Origin of the sequence: Amycolatopsis sp. CB00013, assembly GCF_001905755.1 — a bacterium.
Classification (GTDB): Bacteria; Actinomycetota; Actinomycetes; order Mycobacteriales; family Pseudonocardiaceae; genus Amycolatopsis; species Amycolatopsis japonica.
Window position 1 is genome coordinate 212,362 of record NZ_LIWC01000007.1, and the last position, 15,466, is coordinate 227,827.

19 protein-coding genes are annotated in these 15,466 nt (G+C 67.9%); 8 read left to right on the plus strand and 11 right to left on the minus strand.

Annotation, left to right across the window (positions count from 1 at the left end):
* The first annotated feature begins 16 nt into the window (after window positions 1-16).
* Entirely contained in the window at window positions 17-967 is a 951-nt protein-coding gene (locus tag AMK34_RS37855; protein ID WP_073848544.1) for a hypothetical protein, read from the plus strand.
* Here the strand turns inward: AMK34_RS37855 and AMK34_RS37860 are convergent.
* The 5 genes from AMK34_RS37860 to pdxR all read right to left on the minus strand — a co-directional run bounded on the left by AMK34_RS37860 (window position 957) and on the right by pdxR (window position 5,154).
* Window positions 957-1,583, minus strand: coding sequence for a TetR/AcrR family transcriptional regulator (locus AMK34_RS37860; protein ID WP_073848545.1), 627 nt, complete (start codon window positions 1,581-1,583; stop codon window positions 957-959). The genes AMK34_RS37855 and AMK34_RS37860 overlap by 11 nt on opposite strands.
* A gap of 93 nt (window positions 1,584-1,676) precedes the next feature.
* Complete coding sequence (locus AMK34_RS37865) at window positions 1,677-1,985, minus strand: cupin domain-containing protein (protein WP_073848547.1); 309 nt, start codon at window positions 1,983-1,985, stop codon at window positions 1,677-1,679.
* Between the two features lie 36 nt (window positions 1,986-2,021).
* Window positions 2,022-3,050: a polyprenyl synthetase family protein gene (locus AMK34_RS37870; protein ID WP_241832951.1), complete on the minus strand. Its 1,029-nt coding sequence runs from the start codon at window positions 3,048-3,050 to the stop codon at window positions 2,022-2,024.
* Between the two features lie 84 nt (window positions 3,051-3,134).
* Window positions 3,135-3,578, minus strand: coding sequence for a single-stranded DNA-binding protein (locus tag AMK34_RS37875; RefSeq protein WP_037344974.1), 444 nt, complete (start codon window positions 3,576-3,578; stop codon window positions 3,135-3,137).
* Window positions 3,579-3,732: 154 nt separating this feature from the next.
* Window positions 3,733-5,154: a MocR-like pyridoxine biosynthesis transcription factor PdxR gene (pdxR, locus tag AMK34_RS37880; protein WP_073848550.1), complete on the minus strand. Its 1,422-nt coding sequence runs from the start codon at window positions 5,152-5,154 to the stop codon at window positions 3,733-3,735.
* Window positions 5,155-5,235: 81 nt separating this feature from the next.
* Here pdxR and AMK34_RS37885 point away from each other — a divergent pair, with 81 nt between their 5' ends.
* A complete protein-coding gene (locus tag AMK34_RS37885) occupies window positions 5,236-6,441 on the plus strand; it encodes an MFS transporter (protein WP_073848551.1) in 1,206 nt (401 codons plus the stop codon).
* Here the strand turns inward: AMK34_RS37885 and AMK34_RS37890 are convergent.
* A complete protein-coding gene (locus AMK34_RS37890; RefSeq protein WP_073848552.1) occupies window positions 6,419-6,829 on the minus strand; it encodes an NUDIX hydrolase in 411 nt (136 codons plus the stop codon). The genes AMK34_RS37885 and AMK34_RS37890 overlap by 23 nt on opposite strands.
* Window positions 6,830-6,889: 60 nt before the next feature.
* Here AMK34_RS37890 and AMK34_RS37895 point away from each other — a divergent pair, with 60 nt between their 5' ends.
* Window positions 6,890-8,047, plus strand: a complete 1,158-nt coding sequence (locus AMK34_RS37895; protein ID WP_073848553.1) for an epoxide hydrolase family protein — start codon at window positions 6,890-6,892, stop codon at window positions 8,045-8,047.
* Here the strand turns inward: AMK34_RS37895 and AMK34_RS37900 are convergent.
* Together AMK34_RS37900 and AMK34_RS37905 are read right to left on the minus strand one after the other, a co-directional pair.
* Window positions 8,040-9,086 carry a winged helix DNA-binding domain-containing protein gene (locus tag AMK34_RS37900; protein WP_073848554.1) on the minus strand — a complete coding sequence of 349 codons (1,047 nt, stop codon included), beginning with the start codon at window positions 9,084-9,086 and terminating at the stop codon, window positions 8,040-8,042. The genes AMK34_RS37895 and AMK34_RS37900 overlap by 8 nt on opposite strands.
* Window positions 9,083-10,069 carry a cation diffusion facilitator family transporter gene (locus AMK34_RS37905; protein ID WP_073848556.1) on the minus strand — a complete coding sequence of 329 codons (987 nt, stop codon included), beginning with the start codon at window positions 10,067-10,069 and terminating at the stop codon, window positions 9,083-9,085. Before AMK34_RS37905 ends, AMK34_RS37900 begins: the two co-directional genes overlap by 4 nt.
* A gap of 75 nt (window positions 10,070-10,144) precedes the next feature.
* Between AMK34_RS37905 and AMK34_RS37910 the strand changes: the two genes are divergently transcribed.
* From AMK34_RS37910 to AMK34_RS37920, 3 genes are read left to right on the plus strand one after another with little or no spacing between them, the layout of a single operon-like run.
* A complete protein-coding gene (locus AMK34_RS37910) occupies window positions 10,145-10,516 on the plus strand; it encodes an ArsR/SmtB family transcription factor (protein ID WP_037344985.1) in 372 nt (123 codons plus the stop codon).
* Window positions 10,517-10,535: 19 nt separating this feature from the next.
* Window positions 10,536-10,907, plus strand: a complete 372-nt coding sequence (locus tag AMK34_RS37915; RefSeq protein WP_073848557.1) for a DUF6153 family protein — start codon at window positions 10,536-10,538, stop codon at window positions 10,905-10,907.
* A gap of 48 nt (window positions 10,908-10,955) precedes the next feature.
* Window positions 10,956-11,543 (plus strand): DUF305 domain-containing protein, encoded by a 588-nt coding sequence (locus AMK34_RS37920; RefSeq protein ID WP_073848559.1) that lies wholly within the window; start codon window positions 10,956-10,958, stop codon window positions 11,541-11,543.
* Window positions 11,544-11,567: 24 nt separating this feature from the next.
* Here AMK34_RS37920 and AMK34_RS37925 read toward each other — a convergent pair whose 3' ends face one another.
* Entirely contained in the window at window positions 11,568-11,948 is a 381-nt protein-coding gene (locus AMK34_RS37925; RefSeq protein WP_038510583.1) for a helix-turn-helix domain-containing protein, read from the minus strand.
* A 28-nt stretch (window positions 11,949-11,976) separates the two neighbouring features.
* Here AMK34_RS37925 and AMK34_RS37930 point away from each other — a divergent pair, with 28 nt between their 5' ends.
* On the plus strand, window positions 11,977-12,672 hold the full coding sequence (locus AMK34_RS37930) for a methyltransferase domain-containing protein (RefSeq protein ID WP_073848560.1): 696 nt from the start codon (window positions 11,977-11,979) through the stop codon (window positions 12,670-12,672).
* Between the two features lie 60 nt (window positions 12,673-12,732).
* Window positions 12,733-13,971: an HNH endonuclease signature motif containing protein gene (locus AMK34_RS37935; protein WP_241832952.1), complete on the plus strand. Its 1,239-nt coding sequence runs from the start codon at window positions 12,733-12,735 to the stop codon at window positions 13,969-13,971.
* A 199-nt stretch (window positions 13,972-14,170) separates the two neighbouring features.
* Here the strand turns inward: AMK34_RS37935 and AMK34_RS37940 are convergent, their stop codons facing one another.
* The gene (locus AMK34_RS37940) at window positions 14,171-15,034 is read right to left on the minus strand and encodes a SagB/ThcOx family dehydrogenase (RefSeq protein ID WP_241832953.1); all 864 of its coding nucleotides are present in this window, start codon (window positions 15,032-15,034) and stop codon (window positions 14,171-14,173) included.
* Window positions 15,035-15,298: 264 nt separating this feature from the next.
* Window positions 15,299-15,421 carry a hypothetical protein gene (locus AMK34_RS43805; RefSeq protein ID WP_255432121.1) on the minus strand — a complete coding sequence of 41 codons (123 nt, stop codon included), beginning with the start codon at window positions 15,419-15,421 and terminating at the stop codon, window positions 15,299-15,301.
* Window positions 15,422-15,466 lie beyond the last annotated feature (45 nt).

Sequence of the window (15,466 nt, forward strand, 5' to 3'; positions counted from 1 at the left end):
GCCGCTGGAGGTACGAATGTCCGTGACCGAACGCGCTCCTGTTTCCCCTCAGACGAATTTCCTGGGCTCAGGCCCCTATCCGGAACACAAAGGGCGCATCGTCCTCTGGTCCGTCCTCATCGGCTTCGCGCTGACGGTGATCTGGTCGGCACCCTTTGTGGACAGTGTGATCGGCGACAGCGTCGCCAACACCCTCCTGGGACACGACGCCAAGGTGACCCCGATCGGCGGGGTGCTGGCCGGAACGTTCTTCGCCTTCGTTTCGGGCCTCGCCGGTACGTTCACCGCGTGCAACATCGCCGCCTTCGGTGCCGTCGCCCCGCTTGTCGGCGGGGGAACCGCCGGACGGCCCAAGTTCACCCACACCTTGAAGCCGCTGGGCTGGATCGCGGCCGGAATGCTGACGGTTTCCGTGGTGTACGGCGTCATCGTCGCGCTCGTGGGCACCCGGATGCCGCAGTTCTCGACCGCTTCGTCGCCGGGTGGGCTCACGCCGCGGAACATCCAGTCGATGATCGTCTACGGCGTGATCGGGATCGTGTTCATCGTGCTGGGCCTGGCTTCCGTCGGTCTCGTCCGCAACCCGATCGCCGGTCTCACCCGCCGGTTCCCGCCCGCGCCGCTCGTCCTGATGGGGGCGCTCATCGGCGGGTTCCTGATCGGGAGGCCGTTCCCGCTGTTCCGGATGATGTTCCGCAGCGCGGCCGAAAGCCGTAACGTCTTCTACGGCGCCGCCGCGTTCGCCCTGCAGTCGGTGGGCAACATCCTGGTGATGGCGCTGTTGTTCCTGGTGCTCACCCACGGCACGGGCGGGCGGCTGCAGCGATGGATGCTCGCGAAGCCCACCAGGATCGCCGTGGTGACCGGTGCCGCGTTGCTGGTCGCCGGCACGTTCACGCTGCTGTACTGGGACCTGCGGGTACTCGGCCGGACCGGCGTCATCTGGTATCCGACCATCAAGTGGTGAACAGCCGCGCCAGCACCTGCTCGACCGAGTCCTGAAGGCACCTCGCCGCGTCCTCCCGGCCGGCGAGGTGTTTCAGCAGACCTTGCTGGAACAGGCCGTCGAAGAGCGCGTACGTCGTCGAGGGCGCGAAATCCGCCGGCTTGCCCAGCAGCTCCGCGTACCGGGACACGACCCGCCAGATCATCAGTTCGAGTGCCTCGTCGATGGCCAGCACCTCGGCCTGGAACAGTTTCTCGAACAGGCTCTGGTTGCGCAGGTCGTACCAGAGCCTGTGCAACCGGGCGTTTTCACACAGCGTGGCAGCGGTCGCGGCACCGAAGGCCGCCTTCAGTTCTTCGGCCGTCTCCGCGGTCTCGACCATCCGGTCGTACCGGGTGACGCATTCGGCCTTGTACTGCTTGACGCAGTAGGTGATCAGCTCGGCCTTGTTGCGGAAGTAGTAGTGCAGCACCCCGTGGGAGAACTCGGAGTTCTGCGCTATCTCCCGCAGGCTCGTGCGCGCGTAGCCCAGTTCGGACAACGTGACCAGCGCCGACATCGCCAGCTGCGCGCGTCGTTGGTCGAATCTGTCCACCTGGCGGGTTTTGTCACCACTGCGGTCCGCCACGTCGGTCACGATTCCCGGTTCCCGTCGCCTCGGGTGCCCGCCCGTCCACGAGCACGTCGTCGGATTCTAGACCGGGAAAGGGTTTTCTGGCGTCCGACAGAATTACTCGAGCCATTCGGTGATGAAACGGTCGCTTTCGTGGATGTGGACGGCTTCGTAGACTTCCGGGCCGATCACGGCGAACTTGTGCGGGGTCTCCGCCGGCACGACCAGGACGTCGCCCGCCCCGCCTTCGCGCTCGGAGTCGCCGATGGTGAACCTGGCCCGGCCGTGGATGATGACGAAGGTTTCGCGATACGGATGCTGGTGCAGCTTCGGTCCGGAACCGTCGACGTCGGTCCGTTCGCGGATGATCGAGACTCCGGAGCCGATGTCGCGGCCTTCGACGTTTTCCAGGGTTTCGGTGGTCATTCCGCCACTGTAACCCTGGTCGCGGGCACCGTGGTCCTATTCGCCGCGGTCGACCACGAACGCCGAAAGGCCGACGAGCAGCGCTCGGGCGGGCCGGTCGGGGAGGCTGAGCGCGAGGTCCTTCGCCTTGGCCGCGTACCCGTGTGCTTCGGCTAGGGCACGCACGACGCCGGCGGAGTCGCGCAGGAGCCCCAGCGCCTCCTGGCGGACCGCCGGATCGGAAACCGGCCCGTGCCCGATGATCTCGCGCAGGCGAGCCGCACCGGGCCCCTCGTCGTCGAGCGCGTGGAGCATCGGCAAGGTGACGATGCCTTCGCGGAGATCCGTGCCCGCGGACTTGCCGAGGTCGGTGGTGGACGCCGAGATGTCGAGGACGTCGTCGGAGATCTGGAACGCCACACCGATCAGTTCGCCGTACTGGCCCAACGTTTCGATGGTCCGCTCGTCCGCGCCCGACACCTGCGCGCCGAGCCTGCCCGCCATCGCGATCAGCGACGCGGACTTGTCGGCCATCACCTGGATGTGGTGCTCGTACGGCGCGTGACGGCCGCAGTCTTCGAACGGCCCTGTCGTCTCCAGGAACTGGCCGCGCACGAGCCTGCCGAACGTCTCCGCCTGCGAGCGCAACGCGTAATCACCGAGCCCGGCCCCGACCCGCGCCGCGCAGGCGAGCACGTAGTCTCCGAGCAAGACGGCCTTCTTGTTGCCCCACAAGGAGTTCGCGCTGGTGACCCCATGCCGCATCGGCGCTTCGTCCATGACGTCGTCGTGGTAGAGCGTCGCCACGTGGACGAGCTCGACGAGCACGGCCGCGGAGATCGCCTCGTCCCGCCCGTCGCCGAACGCGGCTCCGGCCAACGCCATCAACGGGCGCAGCCTCTTCCCGCCCGCGCGGACGAGATGAGTGGCGGCTTCGGTGAGTTCCGGATGACCTGGGCTGCGCAACACCTCCTGAAGTCTTTCCTCGACCAGGGTGAGCCCGGTGCGGAGTTCGGCGGCGAACCGCATGTGCCGCTCGAGGGCCGGGTCCAGCCCGAGTTCCGTGACGATCGTGGTCGTGTTCACGCCCTCCAGCATCCGAGCCGGAGGCGCGCGACCGCCTGACGCGCGGGAGGGAGATCGCTCCCTCCCGAGAGGGAAAGCGCCCGGTCAGAAGGGCGGCTCCGGATTTCCGGCGGCCACCGGCGTTCGCTCCCACGCGCCGTCCGACGGCGTGCCCGCCGAACTCCGGCCCGCCTTGTTTACCTTCGCCGTGGCATACCGCAACGACGGTCCGATCTCGTCGACGTCGAGCTCCACCACCGTGCGTTTCTCGCCGTCCTTGGTTTCGAACGATCGCTGTTTCAGCCTGCCCTGCACGATCACCCTGGTCCCCCTGGTGAGCGATTCGGCCAGGTTCTCCGCGGCCTGCTTCCACAGCGCGCAGCGCAGGAACAGCGGGTCTCCGTCACGCCATTCCCCGCTCGCGCGGTCCAGGACGCGGGGCGTCGACGCGACCGTGAAGTTCGCTACCGCGGCTCCCGACGGGGTGAACTTCAGCTCCGGGTCGGTCGTCAGGTTGCCGATCACCGTGAGCACCGTTTCTCCGGCCATGGGACTTCCTCCTCTGCTTCCGCGCGCGGCCCCGGACGGGCCCGCTGTCGCCTGGGAACAGGAGAGCACCGGGGTACGACAGTTTTCGGCGTCCCGCGGCGAACGGATGTCATGAAAGGGTCGTTCAAGACGGAAAGTGTCCTGAACGACCCTTTCATGGCATCCTGGCGGCCGAAACGCACTCGCCGAGCCGGGCGAGCCCTTCGTCGATACGGTCGGAACCGACCAGCCCGTAACCGATCACCAGCCCGCCGCGCGTTCCTCCGTACGTGGACAGGCTTTCGACGGCCACCCCGCCCCGAGCCGCTTCGGCGGCCGCACTGTCCACAGTGACCGTCGCTTGTGGAGAGACCGGCGCGCACAGATGGAGTCCGGCGCTGGAGGGGACGACCTCCAGCACGTCACGTAGTTCGTCGTGCACGAAGGCCAGGATCCGGTCCCGTCGCGCCGAATACTCTCGGGTGGCCTTGCGTACGTGCCGGGCGAGCAGTCCCTCGTCGATGAAACTCGCCAACGCCGATTGGGTGACGAGGTCGCCGTGCCAGTCCATGAGCTGCTTCGCCTGCCGCAGCGCCGGTCGCAGCGAGGCGGGTGCGACGAGGAAACCCAATCGCAGCAAGGGAAGCAGGGTCTTCGAGAAGGATCCGACGTAGAGCACCCTGCCGTCGTGGTCCAGGCTTTGGAGCGGTTCGAGCGGCCGATCCGAGAAGCGGTACTCGCTGTCGTAGTCGTCCTCGATGATCACCGCGTCGTTCCGTTCCGCCCACGCCAGCAACGCCGTCCTCCTGGCGAGTGACATCGGCGTGCCGAGCGGGAACTGGTGCGAGGGCGTCGTATAGATCAACCGGGTGCCCTTCGCGAGCGCGGCGACGTCGATGCCCTCGGCGTCCACCGGCACCTTCACGATCCGGGCTCCGTGGGCGGTGAAAAGCCGTTCGGCCGGGGGATAGCCGGGGTCTTCGACGGCGACACGCGTTCCGGGTTCGATCAGGACCCGGCCGATCAGGTCGAGGGCCTGTTGCGCGCCTTGGGTGACCAGGACGTCCTCGACGTCGGCTCGCACGGATCTGGCGGCGCCGATGTGCCGGGCGATCGCCACTCGCAGGGCTTCGAGCCCGGCGGGATCGGCGTACCCCGATGGCGGAAGCAGCGACGGCCGGAGCGCCTGGCTGACCAGCCGTCGCCAGGTCCGCAACGGGAACAGGGCCGGATCCGGAGTGCCGACCCGGAAGTCGAACGCGGGCCGGTCATCGCCGGGAGGGTCCGGCAGCGAACTCCACCGCGCGACGGGCCGCACCCCGGTGCCCGCGGGCGCGGCGCGCTTCGAACGCGCCACGAAGCCGGGGCTGACGAAGGTCCCGCGTCCGACGTGGCTTTCGAGGAAGCCTTCGGCGGTGAGCCGTTCGTAGGCGACCGCGACGGTATTGCGCGAGACGTCGAGCTCGCGGGCCAGTTCCCTGGTCGGAGGCAGGCGCTCCCCAGCGCGGAGGCGTCCGTCGAGGATGCCGTCACGGAGCTGGCGGTAGATCCGGGCGGCCAGATCGGTGTGGCCGTCGAGGCTGATGTGGAACGGCACGCGCCCGAGCCTATATTGGCCCAACGCGATCGGCGGATATTGGCGCTGGGATGTGGCCAATCCGGTGCTTAGTTTGAGCATATGAACCGACTGACCGCGGCCCAGCTGATCAGCTCCGTCGGCGACGGCGCCTACTACGTCAGCTCGGCCCTGTACTTCACGCTGATCGTCGGGCTTTCGCCCGCGCAGGTGGGGCTCGGCCTCACCGTGGGCTGGGCGGTCGGCTCGGTGGCCGGGGTCGCGCTGGGGCAACTGGCCGACCGTCGTGGGCCGAAGGGCACGGCCGTCCTGCTGGCATTGGGCACCGCCGTGTCGGTCACGGCGTTCCTCTTCGTGGACTCGGTCTTCGCGTTCGTGATCGCGGCCTGCGTCTACGCCTGTTTCCAATGCGGTCTCGGCGCGGCCCGGCAGGCGCTGCTCGCCGGCCTGATCGACCCCGCCGGGCGCACGACGTTCCGCGCCCGGCTGCAGGCGATGTCCAACGCGGGGATCGCGATCGGCGCGGCGCTCGGCGGGATCGCGCTGGCGATCGGGACGCGGGAAGCGTTCCTGACGGTGTTCGTCGTCGACGCGCTGGCCTTCGTCGCCGCGGCGCTCGTGCTCCGCAAGGTGCCTTCGGTGGCTCCGGTGCCGATGCGGGCGGGCGAGCCCTCCGTGGCCGTACTTCGCGACCGCCCGTATGCGCTTCTGGCGCTGCTCAACATGATCATGCTGCTCTACATGCCGCTGTTCAGCCTGGTCCTCCCGCTGTGGATCTCGACCCGGACCGCGGCGCCGAGCTGGCTGGTCTCGGCGATGCTGGTGCTCAACACGGCGAGCGTGGTGGTGTTCCAGGTGCGGGTGGCGCGCGGCGTGACCGGCCTGCGCGGCGCCTCCCGCTACGTCCGCCACGCGGGACTGCTGCTTTTCGTCTCCTGCCTGATCTTCTCGTTCTCCGCGATGGGCGATTCCGCGTGGGCGGCGGCGCTCGTGCTGCTCGCGGGGGCCGCGTTGCAGGTGGTGGGGGAGATGGCGCAGGCGGCGGGCTCCTGGGAGATCGGCTTCGGTCTCGCGCCCGACGGCAAACAGGGGCAGTACCAAGGACTTTTCGGTGCGGGGACGGCCATCGCCCGGATGCTCGGCCCGGTACTGCTGACCGGGCTGATCCTGGTCGGCGGGACGGTCGGCTGGATCGTGCTGGGCGGCTTGTTCCTGCTGGCGGGGACGCTCACCGCGCCCGCCGTCCGCTGGGCGGAGCGGACCAGGCCGGAGGCCGCCCTCGAAGTCAGTCCTCCAGTGCCCGCCTGAAGTGCTCCGCGAGATCGAGCTCCGCGGCTTCTTCCCGGTCACACCAGACGAAGGCGTCGTGTTCCTCGGGATCGAGCACGACTTCGCCCGGAACCTCCTCGGCGAGCGCGTACACCGCGGCGTGGATCCGCATCGGCCTGCCCGCGACGTCGTCCCAGCTGTGGGTGCCGCGTTCGCCGGTGACGTGGACGGCCAGCCCGGTCTCCTCGGCGAACTCGCGGACCACGGTCTCGGCCGGTCGCTCGCCGGGCTCGACGGTCCCGCCCGGCAGTTCCCAGCGGCCGCCCAGGAACGACGACGGCTGCCGCCGGATGAACAGGATCTTCCCGTCGCGGATGAGCCTGCCGTATGCCAAGTACTTGTCCGTCACGAGCGAATCTTCCCGCACTCGGAATACCTTCCCGATCGAGGACCGAACCTGTCCTCAATGGCTCGTAACGTGGGCTTTATGGAAAACACCGAGCTCCGTCCCTTCCGCATCGACGTCCCCCAGGCGCAGCTGGACGAGCTGCACGCGAAGCTCGACGGCACGCGCTGGCCCGCGCCGCTCCCCGGCGATGGCTGGGACACCGGAGTGCCGGTGACCTGGCTGCGAGGACTCGCCGAATACTGGCGCGACGGCTACGACTGGCGCGCCGCCGAACGCGAGATCAACCGTCATCCGCAGTTCACCACGGTCATCGACGGGCAGCGGATCCACTTCCTGCACGTCCGCTCGCCCGAAGCCGGCGCGACGCCGCTGATCCTCACGCACGGCTGGCCGGGTTCGGTGGTGGAGTTCCTCGACGTCATCGGCCCGCTCACGGACCCGAAAGCGTACGGCGGCGACCCGGCGGACGCGTTCCACCTCGTGATCCCGTCGCTTCCGGGCTTCGGCTTTTCGGGCCCTGTCTCGGATTCAGGGTGGACCATGCCGCGGATCGGCCGGGCATGGGCGGAACTGATGCGCCGGCTCGGCTACGAACGCTACGGCGTGCAGGGCGGCGACCTCGGCGCCTCGGTGTCGCCGGAAGTGGCGAGGTTCGCGCCGGACAAGGTGATCGGCGTGCACGTCAACGGCGGGCTGACGCCGATGCCCCCGATGTCGTTGTCGGACGAGGAACTCGCTTCGCTGACTGACATCGAACGCGATCGCATCGACCGGATCAGGGCATTCATGCGGGAGGAGTTCGGGTACATCGCGATCCAGTCGACGCGGCCGCAGACCCTCGGCTACGGGCTCGTCGACTCCCCGGTCGCGCAACTGGCCTGGATCATGGACAAATTCCGCGAGTGGACGCATCCGCGCCCCACGCTGCCGGAGGAGATCATCGGCAGGGACCGGCTGCTGACCAACGTCATGTTCACCTGGCTGACCGGAACGGCGGCTTCGTCCGCGTACGTCGGCTACGCGCAGGCAGAAACCTGGGGAGCCGTCGAGAAGAACTCCGGCGTGCCGACGGCGGCGCTGATCTTCGCGCACGACGTCGGGATCCGGCGGTACTCCGAGCACGCCCACACGATCGTGCGGTGGACCGACGTCGATCGCGGCGGGCATTTCGCGGCGCTGGAGGAGCCCGAGATCCTGGTCTCGGACGTGCGGGAGTTCTTCCGGTCCCTCAAATGACGAGGACGGCCGCCTCGCCGAGAAACCGGCCGTAATCGTCCACTTCGGACTCCAGGCCGGTGATGGCGGATCGCGAAAGCACGGCGAAGGGCTCCACGACGACCTTCGTCTGCTTCGCGGTCCGCTTGGTGTGCCAGGTTCCGGCGATCCGGCAGTCGACCAGTACGGTCGGCGCGATCATCCCGCCGCCGGCGTTGACGCGTTTCGCCTCGGCCGGGTCGAGGAGCAGAGCGCGGTCGCGGTAGCCCAGCAGGTACGTGTCGAAGGCGCCGAGCAGACGCGGAGGGCATGGGGGAGCGGACAATTCGGTCCGCACAAGGGCGAAGCCGTCACCGGCGGACACGAGTTCAAGCGCGGTGAAAGCCTTGCGGCAGAGGCCGAGTGGGAGCCCGGACCAAGCGACGAAGTCTTCGACGGTCGCGATGCCGTACGCGGTCAGGTATCGGTGGGCGAGTTCCGTATGCGGTTCCGCCGGATCGTGGCCTTCTGGGGCCCATTCGTCGAGAAGCACGTACGTCGGCTCCGCTCCGGCGTCGTGGCCTCGGCACAGCAGCCCGCGATTGGCCGCGTACGCCAGAAGATGGGCCGGTGCCTGGGACTTCGCGTCGAGCACGATGCCGTCGGCGGCCAAGCCGTCGAGGATCTCTTGCCGGGTGAGTGCCTTGCCGGGCAAGAGATCCTGAAGCTTCTCGAGCGCGCGTTCGCAGAGTTCGTCGGTGAGACCCAGCTGACGGCGGCGACCCTGCCCCGCCTGGACGTTCCGCGGACCGAACAGCCGGTTCAGCCAGCGGAGGTCCGCCGTCGGCACCAAGTGGAGCGTCTTGCGCATCAGCCAGGTGCGCGTCACCTCACGGGACGCGTCGACGTCCTGCGAGGTCAGGCCACGGCTACGGGCCCGGAACGCGAGCCGCGCGGCGGGCGTCGACTGCGCCTGGACGGCGGCGACGGATCCGGCGACGGTGAGCACGTCCGTCGCCGGAACGGTCAGCAGTTGCGCGCGGGCACGGACGGCGCGGATGTCGTTGTCGGACGGCGTCACCCGTTGACGATCTCATGGGCGTTCACCGGTTCGGTGTGCACGACCGCTTCCGCGAGCCGCGGGAGGACCTCGCGCAGCCTTGCCTCGACACGATGGGCGAGGCGGTGCGCCTCGGTGACGGTCAGCCCGGCCTCGACCGACACCGCGAGTTCCGCGCGCAGGCTGTGCCCGATCCAGCGCATCCGCAGGTCCCGTGTGCCGAGCACGCCGGGGACCTCGGCGGCCGCGCGTTCGGCGCGATCGACGTCGGCCGGGTCGACGGCGTCCATCAAGCGGCGGAAGACCTCCTTGGCCGCGTCGCGCAGGACGAACAGGATCGCGACGGTGATGGCGAGACCGACGATCGGGTCGGCCATCGGGAAGCCGAACGCGACACCGGCGGCGCCGAGCACGACCGCGAGCGACGTGAACCCGTCGGTACGGGCGTGCAGGCCGTCCGCGACCAGTGCGGCCGACCCGATCTCGCGGCCGACGGTGATCCGGTACCTGGCCACGAGTTCGTTGCCCGCGAAGCCGATGACACCCGCCGCCGCGACCACCCACAGATGCTGGACCGGACGCGGATCGAGCAGCCGCTGGACGGATTCGTACCCGGCGAGGAAGGCCGAGGCGGCGATGAGCAGGACGACGAGCACGCCGGCCAGGTCTTCGGCGCGGCCGAGCCCATAGGTGTAGCGGCGGGTGGCGGCGCGGCGGCCGAGCAGGAAGGCGATGCCGAGCGGAAGCGCGGTGAGCGCGTCGGCGAAGTTGTGGATCGTGTCGCCGAGCAGGGCGACGGAGCCGGTGATCAGCACGAGCACGAGCTGGGCGACGGCGGTGACGAACAGGGCGGCGAACGACCAGATCAGTGTCCGGACGCCGCGTTTGCTGGTCTCCAACGCGCTGTCGACACGGTCGGCGCTGTCGTGGCTGTGGGGAGTCAGGAGGTGCCGGAGACGGCTCTTCGCCGTCTGGTGGCCATGACTGTGTCCATGCCCTGGCATCTTCCACCTCACTGTCATGCTACCTGCGCAGTCATGCAGGTACGCAGGCAGAAGGATAGCGGCTATCCTCCTGGCATGCACGAGTCGGTTCCGGATTTCGAGATGCCCACCGAGGAGCAGGTCCACCTGGCCGCGGAGACGTTCCGGCTGCTCGCGGATCCGACGAGGGTGAAGGTCCTCTGGGCGCTTCTGCAGGGCGAGTCCTCGGTCGCCTGTCTCGCGGAGCTGGCGGGCGCGGCGCCGACGGCGGTCAGCCAGCACCTCGCGAAACTGCGGCTCGCGGGCCTGGTGAAGGGGCGGCGTGAGGGAACGTTCGTCTACTACTCGGCGGCCAACGATCACGTCCGCGGCCTGCTCGCGCAGGCGCTGTTCCACGCCGACCACATCGATCGCGACATCCCGGCACTGCATTCGGCGGCGAAACCCCACCGTCCGGCGGCGCACTGAATCCGGCTACGGTGGAGCCGTGACCCAGTCCTCGTGCCCGGCGGCTCTGCGGTGGCTGCTGCTGTGCGTCGTGGCGCTGGGGCTCGTCGGCATGCACCACGTCGTGGCCGAGTCCGGCCACGGCACGGGGCATTCCGCCGTCGCGATGGCGGATCCGTGTTGCGCGGACACGCCTTCGCACGACGACGGTGGACACAATGGACTGCATCTGTGCCTCGCGGTGCTCGCCGCGGGAGTACTGCTGATCGTCACCTGGCTGCTCGTCCGCAATGGACGGACGGTGACGACGTGGAAGTCGCGGCGGGCGGCAGGTTCGGCCTCCGGCCGTGATCCGCCGCGCTGGAGACCGGTACCGGAGAAGTTGTCCTTCCTTTGCGTGTTGCGGGTGTGACAGGCGGGTTCGTCCCGCCCTGCCCGAAACCGATTCGAGGAAGAAACCATGACCAGCAGGAAACTGGTCGGAGCGGCGCTCGCCGCTCTGGCCTCCTTCGCCGTGCTCACCGGATGCGCCAGTTCCGACACCGCTTCCACCGGGCACGACATGTCCACGGTGAAGGCGCCGGACCCTCAGCAGGCCGGCCACAACCAGGCCGACGTCACGTTCGCGCAAGGGATGATCCCGCACCACGAACAGGCGCTCGCGATGGCGAAACTCGTCGACGGCCGCACCCGCAACGCGAAGGTCGTCGACCTCGCCGCCCGGATCCAGAAGGCGCAGGATCCGGAGATCCAGCAGCTGAACGGATTGTTGAAGGGCTGGGGAGTGGCGCCGTCGGGTGAGCACTCCGGGCACGGCTCCGCGGCCGGCATGATGACCGAGGACGATCTCGCGAAACTCGGCAAGGCCAAGGACGCCGCCTTCGACAAGCAGTGGCTGGAGATGATGGTCAAACATCACGAAGGCGCGCTCGAGATGGCGAAGACCGCGCTGCAGCAGGGTAGTAACGCCGAAGTGAAGGCCTTGGCGCAGAAGGTGATCGACGGTCAGCAGGCCGAGATCACCGAGATGCGCGCGCTGCTCGGCTGAGTGGGACGGTGGCACGGGCCCGGATCAACCGGCCCGTGCCACCGCCTCCCGGAAGTGCGCGCACTGGGTGAAGTCGTCGTGCTCGCACCCGAGAGCGCAGTCGACGATCGCGAGCGAGGCCTGTGCGGCCGCGATACGCCGCTCGAGTTCTCGCTTGTGCTCCTTGAGGATCGCTTCGCGCTCGCGGGGTTTCTGGAACATCTCACGGATGCCGTCAAGGCTCAGTCCCGCCTCCTTCGCGCGCAGGATGATCGCGATCCGGTAGACGTCGTTGTCGTCGTACCGCCGCCGATCGCCCGCACGCGCGGGCTTGAGGAGGCCTACGGATTCCCAATGCCGCAGGACGTGCGTCGCCAGGCCGAAGCGCTCCGCGACCTCACCGACGCTCAAGGTGCTTGACTTCATGTCGCCATTAAGTCGGACGATCCGGGGTATGTCCATGTTGCAGCGGCTTGACGCCGCCGATGCCCTGCCGGGAGCCGCCGAACTGCGGGCCCGGACCTATGACCTGCTCCGGCTCGAACCCGGCGCCGCGGTGATCGACGTCGGTTGCGGTGCCGGACTGGCCGTCTCGGAGTTGTCGGCGCGGGGTTTCCGCGCTGTCGGCGCCGACCTTTCGGCCGAGATGATCGACGAGGCCCACCGACGGTGGCCTGAAGGGGATTTCCTGCTCGGCGACGCCTACGCGCTGCCGGTGGACGGCGGGTTCGCGGGCTACCGGGCGGACAAGGTGTTCCATGAACTGGCGGAGCCGGAGCTCGCTCTCGCGGAGGCGCGGCGGGTCCTGGTCCCAGGTGGACGGATCGTCTTGTCCGGGCCCGACTGGGAAGGGCTGATGATCGACTCCTCCTATCCGGCATTGACGCGGGAGATCGTGCGTGCTCGGGCTTCGGAGGTCGCCGCGCCCCGGATCGCGCGCGGGTTTCGGCGGCTACTCGACGGATGCGGTTTTCGTGACGTCGAGGTGGAGGGTGTCGTCGGGTTTCTCAGTGGGGAGCCGTTCCTTCGTGGGCTGGTGGAGGTTGCTGTCCGAGTGGGGGCGATTTCCGTTGCGGAGGGGGATCTTTGGCTGGCTGAACAAGTCGATGGTGTTGCTGTGCCGCAGTTTTTGGCTTCGGGGATCGTTTAGCGGGTGTTGCCGACGCTCTTGGCGCCGGAAACTGTCGGTGGTCGGTTGTACGTTCTGCGGGTGGACACTCTCAACGCCGCTGTGGCGCGTTTGAAGGAAATCACCTCGTCGGAAGTTTTGCGGGAGGTTAATGCTTCGCTGGATTCGTTGGGGGACAACGATGCTGTGGATGTCGCCGTCGTGGCGTCGGAGGGGATCGCGCGGCTGGAGGCTGTTCGGTTCCGTGCTTTGGGTCGGTTGAGTCGTCATCGTGACGGTGCTTCGAGTGTGGTGCAGGAGGTCGCGTTCGCTCTGTCCGTTGTGGACGGACACGCCGCCGGGCTGGTGTCCGCCGCTCAGGCGCTGACCACCCGCCTGCCACGCACACTGGGACTCCTGGATGCCGGGAAGGTGGGTGGTTATGGGGCGATGAAGGTCGCTGCGGCCACTGCCTGGCTGTCGGACGAGGATGCTCGTGCGGTGGACGCGGTGCTGGAGGATCGGTTGCCGGGCCGGAATTCGGATCAGATCCGGAAGGCGGCGAATCACGCGGCGATGATGGCCGATCGTGAGGGGGCGGCTCGTCGTGTGGAGCGGAATCGTGGCGGGCGTCGCCTATCGATCCGGCAGGGTGAGACCGGGGTGGCGTCCATCGAAGTCGAAGACGGGCCGGTGGAGAAGGTGGCCGCCGCCTATACGCGGATCGACCGTGAAGCCCGCGCCCTGCGGGCCGGTGGGGAGACCCGCACCCTGGACCAGCTACGTGCTGACGTCGCTCTTGATCTTTTGCTGGGTGGTCAGGGCGGGAAGAGTGAACGGTCGGAGGTGTTCCTCTACATGGACCTGAACACCTACCTCGGGTTGAACGATGATCCCGCCGAGATGGCCGGGCATGGGCATATCCCGGCGTCGTTGGCGCGGGAGATCGCCGGCGGGTCGAATACGGTGTTGCGGCGGATCATCACGGACCCGCTCTCGGGGCAGGTTCTCGACCTTGGGCGGGATCGGTATCGGCCCACCGCCGGTCTCGACGAATTCGTCCGGGTGCGGGACCGTGAGTGCCGAAGACCCGGGTGTCATCGTGTGGCGCAGGCCTGCGACCTCGATCATTCGCTGCCGTGGCAACACGGTGGTCATACCGCGGATACCGAGCTGATCGATCTATGCCGCCGTGATCACCGGCTGAAAGACGAACCCGGCTGGAACTATCGGCTGGGTTCTGATGGGACCCTGACGATCACGACGCCTACGGGCCGGAGTTACGACAGCTCGCCTCCGCCGCTGCATGAACCTCGCGACGAGGAAGCGCCACCGTTCTGAGCCGTCGCCGGAAAACGGAAACGGCGCGGCCCTCGGAAGAACGCGACGTTCTGGCTTCGTCGCCGAAATACGGCCACGGGTCGATCGAGGACCGCCATCACAGCGCACTGGGCCGAAGCTGCCTCTACCTAGGAAGCCACTACGGCTCGCCGTCGCCGAAATCCGGCCACGCCTCACCGCCGAAACCAACCACCTGCCATCACAAGCGATTACCCACCACCGACATACCGAGCACCAGCTCGTTCGCCGGATCACATCCGAGGAGGTCCTCGACCAGTTCGTCGCGAAGCGCGGCGGTGAACGTGACGTTCAGGCCCAGCGCGGTCGCCAGCAGGTACACGGTTTGGCTGAGGTGGCCGACGTCCATCAGCAGCACGCGATACGTGCGGCTCACCGGGTACTTCCACTGGTTCCGCTCGATGACGCTCGTGTAGATCAGCAGCGCGCCGGCGTTCCCGGTCCACTGCTGGTCGCCGGCGAGCGCGATCAGCTGGTCGTCGTCGATCTTGCCGTCCAGCGGCGTGAGGCCGTGCCGGAAGCCGTCGTAGTGATAGACGCCCCTGGCCAGGTCCTCGACGTTCCTCGCGTAGACGTACACCTCTGTCGGGTGCCGCGCCCCGCCCGACGGGCTCGTCTTGAAGACGTTCCCGGTGGCGGGGATGTCGGGATGCGTTTCCGGCCTCGTCGGCCTCGCCGCGGTGAGAAGCGCGCTCAAATCGCGCAGCCGCAAGGGTTCTTCACCGAACTCACGAACGCTTCTGCGCCGGCTCAGCGCCTCGCCCAGCCCGATGGTGTTCAGTGGTTCCGGTGACGGTTCGGGCAACGCGATCGTGTGGTGTTCACCCGTTGGCCTCACCGGAGAAGGCGGAGGGCTGACCTTCGCCTTCTCCAGCAAGGTTTTCGCCGTCGTTTCGCTGGTGGTGAACTCGGTCTCGCGCAACGAACGCGTGCCGAAGTGAAACGCCCGCGCGGACGTTCCCCAAGGGCCCCAATCCCGAAGGATCTCTTCTTCTCGTTGTTGCCGGTGAGAACCTTTGACCACCAGCACTTCGTACCGGATCATCGCTCGCGCGATACGGACGAGCCTTTCCCCGATCTCGGGATTCTCATCCGCATCGCGGACCGATTCCGGTTCTCGCCAAGAACTGAACCATCGCAGGACGCGTTCGGTTCCATCGGCGAGTTTCAGCTGGCGATGTCCGAGGTGATCGTCCCAGACGACGTCACCATCGGACCAATAGAGCGTTCCGCATGAGGAAACCCTGACCAGCATCGAATGTCTTGTGCCCCAGTCCCCAGTAAATACTTTCCGAATACGTCAGGTGATTCAGCGTCGCGAGCGGAAAGGAGGCCCGCCGTGCGGCGGCGGCTCGAACCCGCCCCAGGTGCTCTGTGCCTTGTACTCCGCTTCGAGCTCGTACAAGAACTCGTCGTCGTCCTCATCGTGCATGCCGTTGATCCTCTCCGTGAACGGTTACTCCGGTCAAGCGAATAT

Bases quoted from the DNA above. Each gene is read 5' to 3' on its own strand.
- AMK34_RS37855 (WP_073848544.1), top strand. From the start codon at position 17: ATGTCCGTGACCGAACGCGCTCCTGTTTCCCCTCAGACGAATTTCCTG.
- AMK34_RS37865 (WP_073848547.1), bottom strand. From the start codon at position 1,985: ATGACCACCGAAACCCTGGAAAACGTCGAAGGCCGCGACATCGGCTCC.
- AMK34_RS37875 (WP_037344974.1), bottom strand. From the start codon at position 3,578: ATGGCCGGAGAAACGGTGCTCACGGTGATCGGCAACCTGACGACCGAC.
- AMK34_RS37885 (WP_073848551.1), top strand. From the start codon at position 5,236: ATGAACCGACTGACCGCGGCCCAGCTGATCAGCTCCGTCGGCGACGGC.
- AMK34_RS37895 (WP_073848553.1), top strand. From the start codon at position 6,890: ATGGAAAACACCGAGCTCCGTCCCTTCCGCATCGACGTCCCCCAGGCG.
- AMK34_RS37905 (WP_073848556.1), bottom strand. From the start codon at position 10,069: ATGCCAGGGCATGGACACAGTCATGGCCACCAGACGGCGAAGAGCCGT.
- AMK34_RS37910 (WP_037344985.1), top strand. From the start codon at position 10,145: ATGCACGAGTCGGTTCCGGATTTCGAGATGCCCACCGAGGAGCAGGTC.
- AMK34_RS37920 (WP_073848559.1), top strand. From the start codon at position 10,956: ATGACCAGCAGGAAACTGGTCGGAGCGGCGCTCGCCGCTCTGGCCTCC.
- AMK34_RS37925 (WP_038510583.1), bottom strand. From the start codon at position 11,948: ATGAAGTCAAGCACCTTGAGCGTCGGTGAGGTCGCGGAGCGCTTCGGC.
- AMK34_RS37930 (WP_073848560.1), top strand. From the start codon at position 11,977: ATGTCCATGTTGCAGCGGCTTGACGCCGCCGATGCCCTGCCGGGAGCC.
- AMK34_RS37940 (WP_241832953.1), bottom strand. From the start codon at position 15,034: ATGATCCGGTACGAAGTGCTGGTGGTCAAAGGTTCTCACCGGCAACAA.
- AMK34_RS43805 (WP_255432121.1), bottom strand. From the start codon at position 15,421: ATGCACGATGAGGACGACGACGAGTTCTTGTACGAGCTCGAAGCGGAG.